This window comes from Blautia sp. MSJ-36 (genome assembly GCF_018917985.1).
Classification (GTDB): domain Bacteria; phylum Bacillota; class Clostridia; order Lachnospirales; family Lachnospiraceae; genus Blautia_A.
On record NZ_JAHLPQ010000004.1, the window covers coordinates 131,032 to 147,114 of the forward strand.

General features: G+C 44.8%; 16 protein-coding genes. 5 read left to right on the forward strand and 11 right to left on the reverse strand.

Annotated elements, in window-relative coordinates; all coding sequences use genetic code 11:
* Window position 1 precedes the first annotated feature (1 nt).
* From KQI39_RS04930 to KQI39_RS04940, 3 genes are read right to left on the reverse strand one after another with little or no spacing between them, the layout of a single operon-like run.
* On the reverse strand, window positions 2-1,600 hold the full coding sequence (locus tag KQI39_RS04930; protein WP_216416963.1) for a response regulator transcription factor: 1,599 nt from the start codon (window positions 1,598-1,600) through the stop codon (window positions 2-4).
* Window positions 1,578-3,086, reverse strand: a complete 1,509-nt coding sequence (locus tag KQI39_RS04935) for a sensor histidine kinase (RefSeq protein ID WP_216416964.1) — start codon at window positions 3,084-3,086, stop codon at window positions 1,578-1,580. Before KQI39_RS04935 ends, KQI39_RS04930 begins: the two co-directional genes overlap by 23 nt.
* On the reverse strand, window positions 3,064-4,092 hold the full coding sequence (locus KQI39_RS04940) for a sugar ABC transporter substrate-binding protein (RefSeq protein WP_216416966.1): 1,029 nt from the start codon (window positions 4,090-4,092) through the stop codon (window positions 3,064-3,066). The genes KQI39_RS04935 and KQI39_RS04940 overlap by 23 nt, the downstream gene beginning before the upstream one ends.
* A 140-nt stretch (window positions 4,093-4,232) precedes the next feature.
* On the opposite strand from KQI39_RS04940, the gene KQI39_RS04945 reads away from it, so the two are divergent.
* The 4 genes from KQI39_RS04945 (at window position 4,233) to KQI39_RS04960 (ending at window position 7,971) form a co-directional block, all read left to right on the forward strand.
* The gene (locus KQI39_RS04945; RefSeq protein WP_216416968.1) at window positions 4,233-4,817 is read left to right on the forward strand and encodes a TetR/AcrR family transcriptional regulator; all 585 of its coding nucleotides are present in this window, start codon (window positions 4,233-4,235) and stop codon (window positions 4,815-4,817) included.
* 157 nt (window positions 4,818-4,974) lie between these two features.
* Window positions 4,975-6,939: an oleate hydratase gene (locus KQI39_RS04950; RefSeq protein ID WP_216416970.1), complete on the forward strand. Its 1,965-nt coding sequence runs from the start codon at window positions 4,975-4,977 to the stop codon at window positions 6,937-6,939.
* Between the two features lie 235 nt (window positions 6,940-7,174).
* Window positions 7,175-7,552: a winged helix-turn-helix transcriptional regulator gene (locus KQI39_RS04955; RefSeq protein WP_216416973.1), complete on the forward strand. Its 378-nt coding sequence runs from the start codon at window positions 7,175-7,177 to the stop codon at window positions 7,550-7,552.
* Between the two features lie 17 nt (window positions 7,553-7,569).
* Window positions 7,570-7,971 (forward strand): GNAT family N-acetyltransferase, encoded by a 402-nt coding sequence (locus KQI39_RS04960; protein ID WP_216416975.1) that lies wholly within the window; start codon window positions 7,570-7,572, stop codon window positions 7,969-7,971.
* 54 nt (window positions 7,972-8,025) lie between these two features.
* Here the strand turns inward: KQI39_RS04960 and KQI39_RS04965 are convergent, their stop codons facing one another.
* Window positions 8,026-8,805 carry a DUF134 domain-containing protein gene (locus KQI39_RS04965; RefSeq protein ID WP_216416976.1) on the reverse strand — a complete coding sequence of 260 codons (780 nt, stop codon included), beginning with the start codon at window positions 8,803-8,805 and terminating at the stop codon, window positions 8,026-8,028.
* 306 nt (window positions 8,806-9,111) lie between these two features.
* On the opposite strand from KQI39_RS04965, the gene KQI39_RS04970 reads away from it, so the two are divergent.
* Window positions 9,112-9,510, forward strand: a complete 399-nt coding sequence (locus tag KQI39_RS04970) for a pyridoxamine 5'-phosphate oxidase family protein (protein ID WP_253293072.1) — start codon at window positions 9,112-9,114, stop codon at window positions 9,508-9,510.
* Window positions 9,511-9,523: 13 nt separating this feature from the next.
* On the opposite strand, the gene larE is transcribed toward KQI39_RS04970, so the two are convergent.
* From larE to KQI39_RS05005, 7 genes are all read right to left on the reverse strand, one after another.
* A complete protein-coding gene (gene larE, locus KQI39_RS04975; protein WP_216416978.1) occupies window positions 9,524-10,351 on the reverse strand; it encodes an ATP-dependent sacrificial sulfur transferase LarE in 828 nt (275 codons plus the stop codon).
* A 254-nt stretch (window positions 10,352-10,605) separates the two neighbouring features.
* Complete coding sequence (locus KQI39_RS04980) at window positions 10,606-11,406, reverse strand: MBL fold metallo-hydrolase (RefSeq protein ID WP_216416981.1); 801 nt, start codon at window positions 11,404-11,406, stop codon at window positions 10,606-10,608.
* A 197-nt stretch (window positions 11,407-11,603) separates the two neighbouring features.
* Window positions 11,604-12,371: an epoxyqueuosine reductase gene (locus KQI39_RS04985; protein ID WP_216416983.1), complete on the reverse strand. Its 768-nt coding sequence runs from the start codon at window positions 12,369-12,371 to the stop codon at window positions 11,604-11,606.
* A gap of 210 nt (window positions 12,372-12,581) precedes the next feature.
* A complete protein-coding gene (locus KQI39_RS04990; protein WP_021976655.1) occupies window positions 12,582-12,839 on the reverse strand; it encodes a hypothetical protein in 258 nt (85 codons plus the stop codon).
* A 40-nt stretch (window positions 12,840-12,879) separates the two neighbouring features.
* Complete coding sequence (locus KQI39_RS04995; RefSeq protein ID WP_216416985.1) at window positions 12,880-14,004, reverse strand: DUF362 domain-containing protein; 1,125 nt, start codon at window positions 14,002-14,004, stop codon at window positions 12,880-12,882.
* 39 nt (window positions 14,005-14,043) lie between these two features.
* Window positions 14,044-14,403 (reverse strand): inorganic diphosphatase, encoded by a 360-nt coding sequence (locus KQI39_RS05000; protein ID WP_253293073.1) that lies wholly within the window; start codon window positions 14,401-14,403, stop codon window positions 14,044-14,046.
* Window positions 14,404-14,474: 71 nt separating this feature from the next.
* Window positions 14,475-16,079 carry a xylulokinase gene (locus KQI39_RS05005; protein ID WP_216416987.1) on the reverse strand — a complete coding sequence of 535 codons (1,605 nt, stop codon included), beginning with the start codon at window positions 16,077-16,079 and terminating at the stop codon, window positions 14,475-14,477.
* Window positions 16,080-16,083: the final 4 nt, after the last annotated feature.

Here is a 16,083-nt window from a genome sequence, read left to right on the forward strand (position 1 = left end):
CTTACCTCAACCTCTCCCTGAATTCACTTGGTGTCACACCTTCATATTTTTTGAATATCCTGCTGAAATAATTTGGATCACTGTATCCGGATTCCGCGCAGATCTCCTTGATGGAAAGCCCGGAATCCTTGAGAAGTTCCCTTGCATTCCGAAGCCGGATCTCTGTAAGGTACTCAATAAAGTTTCCTCCTGTCTCCTGCTTGAAGAGCTTGCTGAAATAATAGGGACTGATATCCACTTCCCGCGATACTTCATCCAGCGAGATATCTTTTTTGTAATTGTCCCGGATATAGGACTTTGCTTTTTCGATGATGGATACTGCCTCTTTTTCCCTTGCACTTTCCATGTTACTGCAGATCTCCGAGGTTTTGTCCAAAAACCATTTTTTCATGCCTTCCATATCTGTACACGCCTGAAGTTCATGAATATAATTTCTGCGGTAGCTGATGGCATATTTCACGGTTCCGGCAAAAAAGGCCTTTTTTTCCACTCCCATCACAAGTTCCAGCACCTTGATCTGCATATCCTCCATACTGACTCCCGGCTGGTTCTCCATCCACCGGAAAAATTCTTCCGCGCAGTTTAAGGCTCCTGCCACATCCTTGTCGATCACTCGGTTTTCATAGCGGCGCTCCAGGTCTCTTGGATACTCCCCGTCGTATTTCCGCGCTGCCGGAACATCCTCGATATGGATCACATGGCTGGTACTTTCCCGAAGTGCGATCATCGCCTCCTTGAAAGATTCTTTCATGGTGCTTCCCAGTTCCTTCACCCGGCCGATACCACAGCGGAATTTGCTGTCAATCCTGCTTTCCAGCTTATGTACCATGTTTCTGGTCCTTATTACCACTTCCACGCGCTCCTCATAGGACTCCCTGGGATTCCGGCACGGAACAAGGATCACAATACGGTTTCCCATGATGGGACCTACCAGACATTCGAAAAATCCCTGGGCGATCTCCCTGAATGTGGAATAAAATTTATTGGCTTTCACACTGGCTCCCACTGCATTTGTGAGCACTCCATTTTCTGTGGAATCCCCGAATTCTGCCACGATCATATATCCGTATTCTTCCCGGATATCCAGAAGCTCCCTGTAATTATCCTGATATGTCTGAAAATCATCCTGCAAAAGAATATTATTGATATATCCGCTCTCGATCATAGGCACAACCGTCTCCAGCTTTTCACGGATACGGAGATCGTCGCTTCGCTTCTGTCTTGTGGAATCTACCTTTTCCATAGCTTTGGAGCATGTTTCCAGAATCAGCTTTTTGTTTACCGGCTTGGTAAGAAATTCCATAACTCCAAGATTTACCGCTTCCTTGGCATAATTAAATTTATCATAGGCTGTAATGATCACAAAGACCACAGACCTGTTAAATTTCTGAATTTCCCGGATTGCCTGGATTCCACTTAAGCCCGGCATCTGAATGTCCATAAAGCAGATATCCGGCGGATATTTCTCCGCCTCCTCCACAACCACACGGCCTGTCTTGGCTGTATGGATCTCACATTCATTTCCATAGTTGGAACTTATGATACTTTTCAGGGATTCCAGCATGATCCCTTCATCATCAGCAATCAGGATTCTGTACATTTTTTTCGCTCCTCTCCAGAGGAATGTTGATCACTACCTCTGTTCCCATTCCTTCACCTTCACTGTATATTTCCATTAATCCGTCCCGCTCATAATACAGTTCCAGACGGCTGATCACATTATTCATTCCGATTCCCGTGGAATCACCCTCACCTGAACTGCTGTGGACTTTTTTTGACAGTACTCTTTCTATCTGTTCTCCGGTCATGCCCAGTCCGTTATCCCGAACACTGATCTCAATATGGTCGTTCCATCTCTCCACACTGAGATCAATATGTCCTTCCCAATCTATATTCCTGATTCCATGATTGACTGCGTTTTCCACAACAGGCTGCAGGATCATACTGGGAACACGTACATTTTCCACATCACATTCCACTTTTTTTGAAAAATGGATGTCCCCGGCAAACCGTACATTCAGAATATAAATGTAATTGTCCACAGCCTCCAGTTCTTCCTCCAGTGTGGCATCTTCCTCACCCTTCTTTACATTGTAGCGAAAAAAATCTGCCATCTTTTCCACAAAGATGCTGGTTTTTTCTGCATCCTCCATCATTGCAAGCTGTACTCCTGCATTCAAGGAATTAAAAAGAAAATGCGGGTTGATCTGAGACTGGAGATACTTAAGCTGTGCCTCCTTGAGATGTGTTTCCATCAAAAGTTCCCGCTCTATCATCTGCTGTTCTTTTTCCATGCCGGCCTTTGTCCTGGCAATGTAAAGGCCAAGATTATCCACCATGGTATTAAAGGCTCTTGTTACCGTTCCAAGCTCATCCCTGGAATCTGCAGGGGGCATCTTTACATTAAAATTCCCCTGACCTACCAGCTGTGCAGTTTCGGCCATATTGGTCAGCGGCAGGAACATCTCCCTTGTTGCTATAATCAGAAGGACCATTCCACAGATCACCACCATAAGCATGATCACCATATTACTGATCTCCAGATATCTCATAACCGCCCGGAGAGCTGCATAGGTCTGGGAATTTTCTTTAAAAAGCTGCTTGTTCAGCTCATCCATAGAACTCTGGATATAACTGTAAAGCTCCAGGCTTTTATCATATTCCTGCTTATATTTCTCCACATTCCTGCCTCTCTTGGCAGCTACAGTTCCTGCGGTACAGGAAAGATATGATTCCGACATCTTACGTATCTTCTTCTCCAGAAGTTTCACGGAATCATCAATATTCCGTTCATTTAACTTCTCCAGCTCCTGCCTGTATTTCGCCTCATTCTGATAATAATCCATCAGTGCCTGGGAGCTTTTTACCTTCAGATACTGGTACATACTGTCCTGCACATCGTCAAAAACCTGCCCAAGCTCTGTGATCTGGGCATTGCTGGCATACACGTCATCCATCTCCTGCATGGAGTTGTTGATCCGCGCATAAAACAGCATGTTGATGCTGAACAGTAAAACCGCCAGCACGCCAACCTCGATCATGATCTTGCTTACAAGAGAAAGGTCACTCCAACGGATCTTTTTCATCTGTGACTGCCTCCCTCCTCATCTTCTCCACTGCTGTTCTGTCAAGAAAATTAATGTCTACGTTATAGAAAGAATTGGTTCTTCCATCTTTTATATAGCTGGTAACTGCCTCCACACTGTACTGTCCCAGCTGGGTCGTGTCCACATCACAGGTAACTGAGATAACACCTTTTTCAACTGCCGCCAGAATATCCTCAGATGTATAATAACCAATGATCTTCACTTTTCCTGCAAGGTTGAAATCCAGAATCGCCTGTCTTGCACACTCCGTTGTCTCCTCATCCATACACACAAGGATATCCGGAATATTCCGCTTCTGCTGAAAAATATCAGTAACTGCCTCCTCTGTTTCAAAGGTTCCTGTTGACAGAAGATTCCTTCCCTTGATCTCAATATCCTCAGAACCTGCTGCCACCTTCACTGCATTGCTGATCTGCGTGTATATCTGACTTTCGTTCATATCATCAATATCCCGTTTCTGCAGGATCAGGATCTTCTTCGTATTTTCGTCCACATATCTAGCAACAATTTCTCCGTAGGCCATACCAAACTGATAATCACTGACTCCCACAAAGCTCTGGCGGCGGCTGTGCACCGCATCACTCATGACTGTAACCACCGGTATCCCATTGCTCACTGCAGTATTGATCGCTTCTTCCAGGCCGGCTTCTCCGTTATACTGCAGGATGATGCCATCCGCTTTAGCCGCAATGCTCATATTCATATAATCAAGTTTATCATAGGCTGTTTCTCTGTCCGGTCCCATGATCTCAAGCAGTACATTATTCTGAGCTGCCGTTTTCTTCGCACTGTCGTATACAGCCTGCCAGAACTGGGAAGCCGGGCTGTCCACGATCATATCATACTGATATTTATATATTTTCTCTTCTTCTCTGTCTAACCCTGCTTTTTCACTGACACTTCTGTAATAAGATTCTCCTGTCATATAAGTAAGTATTATCACAGCAGCAAATACCAGCAGAATACACGCTGATTTCTTTTTCATAATGCACTCCATTCTGTCCGTAAAGCATTTTCGGGTCTAGTTTATCATATTTTCACAGAAAAGTCACTGTTGTGCATGGATTATCTGTGCATTTTCATGTTATATTAATAACCATAAACTCACCAAAGGAGACACTGCTTATGACAAATGCAACCAAACTTGCCCTGGAAGAATCCCTGAAGCATCTGCTTCTTAAGAAGCCTTTAAATAAGATCACCATCAACGACCTGACTACAGACTGCGGGATCAGCCGCATGACTTTTTACTATCATTTCAAGGATATCTATGATCTTGTGGAGTGGTGCTGTCTGGAAGATGCCAGAATTGCCCTTCAGGGCAAAAAAACCTCTTCCACCTGGCATGAAGGGCTTCTGCAGATCTTTGATGCCGTGATGGAAAACAAGCCGTTTATCTTAAATGTATACCGCTGTGTGGGACGGGAACAGATCGAAAATTATCTGTTCCAGCTTACCTACGATCTTCTTATGGGCGTGGTAACAGAAAAATCAAAAGACATCCCCATCTCGGATGAACAGAAAATTTTTATCGCAGATCTGTATAAATACAGCTTTGTAGGGATCATGCTGGACTGGATCAAAAATGGCATGCGTGAAGATTATCGCGGGATCGCGGATGATACCGCAACTGCACTATACGGAAGCATCGACAACGCCATCCACAATTTTGCCGCCAGAAACAAAACAGCAGAAATGCATACAGAATAAAAACTTATCAAAACAGACATAATGATAAAAAACTGAACACTTTCGGTGTTTTGTAAATAGAATCTTTTTTCCGGATGGGCTATCATAGCCTCAACAGCAACACAGAACAATTGATCCGATACAAACAGGTATCTCATTTACGAAAGGTGGATGTCATATGTCAGATAAAAAAGGATTCATGGGACTTGCAGCACTTGCGGCAGCCGGAGCCGGCGCAGCCATGCTGATGAAAAAAACAAAAGAGATCAATGAAGAGGAAACTTTACATGTAAAGGAAGCTACCGAAAATTACCGCAACACAGAACGTGGAAAGCATGACAAAAACAGCAAAGGGATCTATTATTCCAACGGTAACTACGAAGCCTTTGCCCGTCCGGAAAAGCCGGAGGGTGTGGACGACAAGCATGCCTACATCGTAGGAAGCGGTCTTGCTTCCCTGGCTGCTGCATGCTTCCTGGTAAGAGACGCACAGATGCCTGGGGATCATATCCATATCCTGGAAGCCATGGATATTGCCGGCGGTGCCTGCGATGGAATTTTTGATCCGTCCAGAGGTTATATCATGCGTGGCGGCCGTGAGATGGAAAATCATTTCGAATGTCTCTGGGATCTTTTCCACAGCATTCCTTCCCTCGAAAAACCAGGCGCTTCTGTTCTGGATGAATTTTACTGGCTGAATAAACATGACCCCAATTATTCTCTGTGCCGTGCAACCGTTAACCGTGGGCAGGACGCTCATACCGACGGAAAATTTAACTTAAGCCAGAAGGGCTGCATGGAAATCATGAAGCTGTTTATGACAAAGGATGAGGATCTTTACGACAAAACTATCGAGGATGTTTTCGATGATGAAGTGTTTGATTCCACTTTCTGGCTGTACTGGAGGACCATGTTCGCATTTGAGAACTGGCACAGTGCTCTGGAGATGAAGCTTTACTTCCAGCGTTTCATCCATCACATTGCAGGACTTCCGGATTTCAGTGCCCTGAAGTTCACCAAGTACAATCAGTATGAATCCCTGATCCTTCCTATGAAAAAATATCTGGAGGATGCAGGTGTTGACTTCCAGTTTAATACCGAGGTCACAAACGTGATCTTTGATTTCAAGGATGGCAAAAAGATCGCCTCCGCCATTGAATGTAAGGTAAAAGGTGTGGAACAGGGCATTCTTCTTACTGAAAATGATTATGTTTTTGTCACAAACGGAAGCTGTACAGAAGGCACCATCTATGGCGACCAGAATCATGCTCCAAACGGTGACGCAGAAGTCCGCACCAGCGGCGTATGGTCCCTGTGGAAAAATATCGCAGCCCAGGATCCGTCCTTCGGACATCCGGAAAAATTCTGCTCTGATATTTCCAAAACAAACTGGGAATCTGCTACCATCACGACTCTGGATGACCGCATCATCCCGTATATCACCAATATCTGCCAGCGTGACCCGCGTTCTGGCAAGGTTGTTACCGGCGGTATCGTAAGCTGCCAGGATTCCAAATGGCTCTTAAGCTGGACCATCAACCGTCAGGGACAGTTCAAGGAGCAGGATCCGAAGAAAGTCTGCGTATGGGTATACGGACTGTTCACCGATGTTCCCGGTGATTATATCAAAAAACCGATGAAAGATTGTACCGGTAAGGAAATCACCGCTGAGTGGCTGTACCACCTGGGTGTTCCGGTAGATCAGATCGACGATATGGCCGAAAACAGCGCTGTCTGTGTTCCGACCATGATGCCGTATATCACCGCATTCTTCATGCCCCGTACCAAAGGTGACCGACCGGATGTTATCCCGGATGGATGCGTAAACTTCGCATTCCTGGGCCAGTTTGCAGAGACTCCACGTGATACCATATTCACAACAGAGTATTCCGTACGTACCGCAATGGAAGCTGTATATGGACTTTTTGGTGTAGATCGTGGTGTTCCGGAAGTGTGGGGAAGCGTTTATGATATCCGTGAGCTTCTGGACAGCAGTGTCAGGCTGATGGATGGCAAATCCCCGCTGGAGATCCAGCTGCCCGGACCGCTGAATGCGCTGAAGAAACCTCTTCTCAATGTTGTAAAGGGTACTGTAGTTGAGAAAGTGCTGCGGGATCATAATGTACTGAAGGATTATATGTAAGATAAATCATGAGATAATAAGCTCCGGAGAGCCAGATAGCTGCTATGTTCAGCGTCTGGTTCTCCGGAGCTTTTCTTTTATTGTTATATATTCCTGCCGGAATTTTTTCTTCTCTGGACATGCTCCGAACATACTAATAAATTTCATAGTAACTTGTTATGTACAAGTATCTTCTGTATAATCTGATATTGAAAATTTCTCTTTCTATTTCTACATAAAAAGGAGCTGACTATATATGTATAAACCAAAACTGGAAAAAGACATCCGCTGTCCCCTGGAATACGGGCTGGATGTTTTCGGTGGAAAATGGAAATCCCGTATCATCTGTGTGCTTGCAGATAAGGAATTCCTCCGCTACAGTATGATCCGAAAAGAAATGTGCAACATCACAGACGCTGTACTTGCCACAACTCTGAAAGAACTGATCCGGGACGGGATCGTAAACCGGAAGCAGTACGATGAGATTCCTCCCAGAGTGGAATATTCTCTTACTGAAAAGGGAAAATCCGTCGTTCCTATTCTCCAGAGCATCTGCCAGTGGTCCGGAATCTATTACAAAGAACCGTCAGAAAATCAGATGTCCCAATGCCAGAAATGTGATTATCATAACTGATAAAAAAGGAGAAATTCATGCTGAAATTTACAGAAGACAAAATCTTTACCAAAGAACAGGTACAGGAACTGTTTCTTTCCGTCAACTGGATTTCCGGACAATACCCGGACCAGCTGTACAAAGCACTTATGCACTCTTCCACAGTTCTTACTGCCTGGGATGACACTCGTCTGGTTGGCCTGATCCGGGTTCTGGATGACACGGAAATGCTGGCTCAGATCCATTACGTTCTGGTCCATCCAAACTATCAGGGACAGGGCATCGCCGGAAAAATGCTGGAGCTGATCAAAGAAAAATATAAAGATTTCTTTTACCTGGAAGTCATGCCAGCAGAAAGTAAAAATGCTCCATTTTATGAAAGACATGGATTCCACGTTATGGAGGATGGCGTTCCCATGCAGATCGTACAAAAAAAGTAACCTTTTTTCGAGGTTACTTTTTTGTACTGTTATAAAACCGATGTTTGCATTCACTTAGTGATTTCCCGCACAGCCATGTTTGTCTTCCCCGCAGGTGTGTCCGCCGCAAGAATGCTCATGCTCATGTTTTGTGCACTGTACATCCGGATTGTAAACGATTTTTCCTGCAATAAAAGCCTCCACAACTTTATCTGCTTCTCCGCTTACACCACCGAATAATTTAATTCTGGCTTCTGCAAGTGCTGTTTTTGCTCCACCGCCAATTCCACCGCAGATCAGTATATCCACTCCCGCCTGTGTCAGAAACGCTGCCAGTGCTCCATGACCCTGACCATTGGTATCCACGATCTGTGTCTCTCTGATCTCTCCGTTCTCCACATCATAAATCTTAAACTGCTCTGTGTGTCCAAAGTGTTGAAAAACTATTCCGTTCTCGTATGTGACTCCGATTCTCATATCATTTTCTCCTTTTCTCTGAATCTCTGTTGTCCCGACGGCAGGAGTACCTTTTTTACACTTTTTACCACAGCAGAACATTTCCGTACCATCACAGATCTGATATCTTCCGCCGGAAATACACAGGATCTTTCCATTTATCAGGCTGTCGGCAAGTTTATACCTGGCGGATTCGTAGATCTCTGTGACCGTTGTTCTGGAAATTCCCATCTGTCTGGAACACTGCTCATGGGTACATTTTTCCAGATCGATCAGACGTATTGCCTCATATTCATCCAACGTCATGTTAATCTTTTCTCCTGTCAGTATTCCTTCCGGCCGGAAGCTGTCGTAATCCGGTTCCATACAGATTCTTCTGCACCTTCTTGGTCGTGCCATCTTTTCCTCCATTTATTTCCGTCATATGTCGATAATTATTGTATCTCCACATGAATTTTTCTTCAAGTAACTACTAAATTTATGAGTGACTCATAAAATGGTTTATATCTTCCACCTTTTAAGTTTTCTGCCTATAATAAGCCTCAGTTCACGAAAATGAACGCCTTACATATTACCTGTCTCTTCTGGATGGAGCAGCTGACCGTTACTTCCCTTGCTGCTCCATCTCAGGAGAGTCAGTATCGCGGCAATCCTGTAATCCCATAATTTATTCGCCGCGAACCATTCACAAAGGAGGAATTTATCATGGCTATTACAGAAAACGTAGCAAAAGTTTTAAAAAACAGCATGTGGGATCTTGCCACATGTGCAGACAATGACCCAAACGTCGTACCGGTTGCATTTAAAGATATTACGGATGACGGCAAGCTTGTTGTGGGGGACGTATTTCTTGACACAACTCTCAAAAATATCGCTGCAAATGGCGGAAAAATTGCCATTTCCGCATATAACGCAGAGTCTCTGGAAGGCTATCAGGTCAAAGGAACTGCCGAATATATCACCGGCGGCACCATCGTTGATACATTCAAAACTATGGTAGAAACCATGTTCAAAGGAGCTACAACAGCCAAAGGAGCACTTGTGATCACTCCGGAAAGAGTGATCGTAGCAACTCCCGGCGCTGATAATAAGAAAGAGCTGTAAACATACTCGAACATTATTTTCCCAGTGTCTCATTCATACTTCCGGAGCGGAAGCCCTGAAGATCCAGGGTTACATAGGAGAAGCCCAGGGCTCGGAATTTCTCTGTGATCTTTGTTCTTGTTTCATTGTCTGCGATTTTCAGGATATCTTCGGCAGGAACCTCGATCCTGGCCATGGTACCGTGGATGCGGACGCGGAACTGATGGAAGCCCAGATCCATGAGAAACTGCTCGGCCTGGTCTACCATATGAAGTTTTTCTTCCGTGATGGTCTCGCCATATACAAATCTGGAAGCAAGGCAGGCAAAGGATGGCTTGTTCCAGGTCGGAAGGTTCATATCCTTTGACAGCTCACGGATCTCTTCTTTATAGAGACCGGATTCCTGGAGAGGACTGCGGACCCCAAGCTCCTGGATGGCTCTTTTTCCCGGGCGGTAATCACCAAGGTCATCCATGTTGGAACCTTCCACGATCATGTTCATATGATGCGCTTTTGCTGCTTCCCAGAGTTTGGTGAAGATGGCTTTTTTGCAGATATAACAACGATCCGGAGGGTTCTGGCGGAAGCCTGGAATGTCGAATTCGTTGATCTTACAGATCTCCTGTCGGATATGATTTTCCTGGCAAAAATCCTCTGTTTCTTTCAGCTCTCTGTCAGTAAAGGAGCAGGGACATGCGGTAATGGCCATGGCCTTGTCGCCAAGTGTTTCCTGGGCAGCTTTCAGAAGAAAGGTAGAATCTACGCCGCCGGAAAATGCTACGGCTACGCTTCCCAGAGAGCGGAGGATTTCCTGGAGTTTTCTGTATTTTTCTTCAAGTGTGATGTTGTCTGTTGCTGGCATATTTTTCACCTCGTAATTTGTAAAATATTATTTGTGTCAGATCTGGGTCTATAATTTTCAAATCTGGTCTGATCAGCATGATCTCTCAATACTATGTGTGTATTATTGTAAACGATACCTTTTTGCCATACAAGCATTTTCTTTCTGATGGATATACTATAAAATTGGAACATTTCAAAATAATTTTTTATGATATAAAATAAGACCGGAAACGCAGCATACGCCCCGCTTCCGGTCCTTCTTTTTCACAGTTATCACATCTCGATCACATCAAGATCATCCGGAATAAACAGATTTCCGTGATAATACTCTCTGCCTTCTGCTCCGTAGAGCTCTTTACGTTTCTTGATGTTCTTGTCCTCTGTGTGGTACAGAACAAGATTTTTAACACCAAGATTCTCAGCCAGCTCACTGGCATCCTTGACTGTAGAGTGATGTTTCTCATATGGATTGAAAATATCACGCTGGCCGTACAGACAGAATGCTTCGTGGAACATCCAGTCGCTGCCCTTCGCATATTTCTCCTCGCACTCGTTGTATGGCTCGTCGCCACAGCAGGTAAGTACCTTTCCACCATCGTAGATCATCTGGAAACCGAACTGTTTTGCCTTGGTGGAGCCGATATCAAAGAAAGTTACTTTCTTATTGAGGATGGTTTTCTCCTCACCATCTTTTACTTCGATCAGGTGAAGTCTGTCGCCGATGTACTGTGTCTCTTTCTTATTCAGAAGCTTAAATGCCATGTCTTTCAGAAGTCCGATCACTTCATCGTGAGCATAGATATTCGCCTCTCCCTGATAAGTACCTTTTTTCATGTTCTGGCAGATGATACGGATCACCCACACGATTCCCATAATATGGTCTACGTGCTTATGTGTAACAAAGATCTCATGGACGTCCATCAGATCAACACCTGCTTTCTTCAGCTGGGAAAGCACAGTATTTCCGCCGCCTCCGTCAACCAGAAAATGACCGTACTCATCGCTGAGCACGAAACATGTATTGTAGCACTCTGTTACCAGTGCGTTACCTGTTCCAAGCATGGTTAATTTCATTGTTTTTCTCCTCCTGTATATCACAGCGAATTTCTGCAGTTAGCCACCTGCTGCTCTTTCACTGTCCGACTGGCTGTAACCTGTTGCAGAGCATATATACTCGCTCGACAGTCTGATTTTTCTGTATTTTTCTGTGTTTTTCGGTCTCATGATACCATTAAGGAGAAATATTTTCAATAAATTTTTCGCTGATCACATCAGGAACCGAAGGACTGACAATGACGGATTCCCTCTTCTGTTATCACTTCCGTTCCACGATACATTTTCCTGTCTTCGCCAACAGGACAGATATTGGCGCAGACACCACAGGGCCAGTGATGTTCATCCCGGATCTTTACATGATATTTCGTGCAGGCCACTTTATCCATATCATATACACCGCTTTCACTTTCCTTGAAACAATGGGATGGACAATTTTTCAGGCATTTCCTGCAGTGAATGCAGAGATCTTTTTCCAGCATGGGATCTGCAGGGAGTGGGGCATCTGTAAGAACGGAGACGATACGCAGTCTCGGGCCAAATTCCTTTGTGATCAGATTATGGCTGTCACCGATAGTTCCCATTCCTGCATAATATCCTGCCATCACATGAGAAAATGCTGCATTAGGATTATCTACCAGCACATCAATGTTATAATAACAATCCCTTGGGAAAAAGATGGCCTTATATCCCAGCCTGTTCACAATATAATTCGTCAGACGATATGCCATATCATCCAGCACCCGGTTGCTGGTATCGTAAAGCTCCTGATAGACCATGGATGGCGTGGTACTCATCATGGGTGAATATAACGGAATTCCAAGCACGATCACATTTTTTACCCAGGGCCAGATATTCTGTGGCCAGAATTCCGGCTCCTGGATCGGAATTTCCTCCCATTTCGTCACAGAGCAGGATCTCACCAGATTGATTCCAAGGTCAAACGCCTTCTCCCGTATCTTGTCTTTCAGTTCTTCCCCTTCCATGATAACATCTCCTTTTTTATTATTGGAAATATTATATAAAAGATGGGTACGAGATACAAGTTACTATGAATTTTAATAGCTGCTATAGCATTTCCGTAAATTTATTTCTTCTCCAGCCATTTCTGAATGGTTTCCGGAGATACTTTTTCAACACAAAACAGGAGCAGTTACATGTCTTCCATGTGCTCCTGTTTTCTGTATAAAATATAATTATTTCCGTATCACCATTCTGGCATTTTCCAGTTGTTTCTTTTCTACCAGAATTTCGTACTGCTTGAACTGATCTGGTGAATTGCCGATGCTTCCAAAGTTTCCACGAACAGTACCCTTTCCCATCCACAGGCCTAACTGATCGCTTACTTTATACTTATAGCAAATTCCTTCCCTGTCCAGAATGTCCCGAATTTCATTGAATTTTTTCAGATCTGTGCCTATCCAGAGACTTTCGGTGTTAAATAATGTAAACATCTTTTCCCCCTGTAAGTATATCAACCGCCAAGAAAATTTATCATTTAATCTTTTTCAGCTCATACTCTCTTGTTCCCAGGCCGATCTTTTCTGCCTGGTCCAGAGTTGCTTTCCATTCTACATTCGGGTTGGAGTCTTTGAAATGGTCGTGATGGCAGTGCCATCCTGGTTCTGCCAGATGCTCTCCAAGCTGGCTGTTTTCGATCGGCGTTGCCTTGAGACAGGCATCTGCACATGCCTGATCCAGAGCTACCGGGTCAAAGCTTGCGAACATTCCGATATCCGGAAGGATCGGCGCATCGTTCTCCCCGTGGCAGTCGCAGTTCGGGCTGATATCCTGTACCAGTGCAATATGAAAATGTGGACGGCCATGACAGACAGCCTGTGCATACTCAGCCATCTTACGGTCAAGCATTTCATTAGCACTGCTATTCGGATTGTAAACAGCATCAAAACTGCAGGCTCCGATACAGCGGCCACAGCCCTTGCATTTATCATAATCAATAACTGCTTTTTTGTTTACATAAGTAATGGCATCACTTCCACATTCTTTCGCGCAGCGTTTGCATCCACGACAGACTTCTTCGTTGATGGCAGGTTTACCGCTGGCATGCTGCTGCATCTTTCCTGCACGGCTTCCGCAGCCCATACCGATGTTCTTCAGTGCACCGCCGAATCCTGTTGACTCATGCCCTTTAAAGTGACTGAGACTGATAAAAATATCCGCATCCATGATCGCATGTCCGATCAGCGCAGTTTTGCAGTATTCTCCGTTTACTACCGGAACCTCTATCTCATCTGTTCCTCGAAGTCCATCTCCAATAATGATCTGGCAGCCTGTAGTAATTGTATTAAAACCATTGAGGTTTGCACAGTCCAGATGCTCCAGCGCATTCTTTCTGCTTCCCGGATAAAGAGTGTTGCAGTCTGTCAGGAATGGCAGCCCGCCCTGTTCTTTGCAGAGATCTGCCACAATTTTTGCATAGTTCGGGCGAAGAAATGCCAGGTTTCCCAGCTCACCGAAATGCATCTTAATGGCTACAAATTTTCCGTCCATGTCAATGTCTCTGATTCCGGCAGCAACACAGAGTTTTTTCAGCTTATCAAGCTGGCTGGTTCCTACAGGACAACGAAAATCTGTAAAATAAACTGTTGATTTTTCCATTGTGATGTTTTCTCCTTATTTAATGTCACTTGCTGCCTTTTATTCAATCATCTCTATCTCTGTCTTAAAATACTGTTCCTGAAAGCTTACCTGAGCCATGATTTCCTTTGCCGTCATAGTCATGTTTTCCGGTACTGCCACCCATTTATCTTCCACATCATTAAGACGGTGGATAACAGCGATGATTTTACCTGTAAATTCCTTTATCGGGTAATCCACGCCCAGAACATATACATCCTGTTCCTCGCCATCCGGAGCAATGATCCCTTCTATGTATCCATAATTTACCGGATAGAAAAGATCCTTGTGCTCCGGATGGTAAGTATTCATCGGACGATCGATCACGACATGTACGATCTGGCCTGGAGCAGGTCTCTTCTCATGATCTGTCTGTTTCATTTACATTCCTCTGATTTCATTTTTCATTATTCCTGTAAATCAAAGATTTATATTTCAATCCGTTCTGCTCTTTACCAGATCCTGGATTCTACAGCCGCACGCTCAATGCCAAGGCCTTTCATATACCGGTCCATAAACGCATCAAATCCCTTCACACCTTCTGCTTCCGGTGCCAGTGTGCTGCCTTCGTTTCCTTTGAAGACATTTTCATCCAGGAAATCCGCAAGGTCTTCGCCGTCTTTTTTGTTGATCATATAAGAAGCCAGAAGTGCGATTCCCCAGGCTCCGCCTTCTCCTGCTGTGGACATTACGGATACCGGCGCATTTACCGCATCTGCAAGGATCTGCTGGCCAACACCCTTTGTCTTAAAGAGGCCGCCGTGTCCCAGAAGCTTATCAATCTTTACATGCTCCTGATTGAGAAGGATATCCAGACCTACACGCATGGCACCAAGGCAGGTGTAAAGATTGTTTCTCATAAAGTTTGCCAATGTAAATTTGCTCTCAGGAGAACGTACAAACAGTGGACGTCCCTCTTCAAAACCAGTCATATGCTCACCGGAGAAATAGCAGTAGGAAAGAAGTCCGCCACAGTCCGAATCGCCTTCCAGGGCTTTGTTATAAAGAGTTCCGAACAGTTTGTTCATATCCACTTCCATACCCATAGCTTCTGCAAATTCCTTAAACACATTTACCCATGCGTTCAGATCAGAAGTACAGTTGTTGGAATGTGCCATGGCAACCGGATCTCCTGCCGGAGTGGTGACCATATCAATCTCTTTGTACGGTTTGGAAAGAGCCTTTTCCAGGACAATCATGGCAAATACGGATGTTCCTGCAGAAACATTTCCGGTACGCTGACGGACACTGTTTGTGGCAACCATACCGGTTCCTGCGTCTCCCTCAGGCGGACACATCGGAATTCCGGCTTTCAGCTTTCCGCTTACATCCAGAAGTTTTGCGCCTTCCTCAGTAAGAACTCCGGCATCCTGACCTGCAACCATGACTTCCGGCATAATGTTACGGAGTTTCCATGGGAATCCATAAGATGCAACCAGCTCATCAAACTTCTGCACCATCTCTTCGTTATAGTCCTTTGTCTCGCTGTCGATCGGGAACATACCTGCCGCATCGCCGATACCAAGAACTCTTTTTCCGGTGAGTTTCCAGTGCACATAGGCTTCCAGAGTGGTGATGTAATCGATGTCTTTTACATGCTCCTCACCGTTAAGAATTGCCTGATACAAGTGTGCGATGCTCCATCTCTGAGGAATATTATAATGGAAAAGTTCTCCAAGTTTCTCAGATGCCTCACCTGTGATATTGTTTCTCCAGGTGCGGAAAGGAACCATCAGTTCTCCCGCTTTGTTAAACGGCATATATCCATGCATCATGGCGCTGACGCCAAATGCACCTACACTTGTGAGCTCCACGCCATATTTCTCCTGGACATCTTTTGCCATATCCTGATAGCTGCCCTGGAGACCTTTCCAGATCTCCTCCAGGCTGTATGTCCAGATACCATCTACATACTGGTTTTCCCATTCATAGGCACCGGATGCGATGGGCTGATTTTTATCGTCTACCAGAACTGCCTTGATCCTTGTGGAACCAAACTCAATACCAAGAGCTGTACGGTTCTCAAGAATGGCTGTTTTTGCCTCATTAACTCCCATTGTA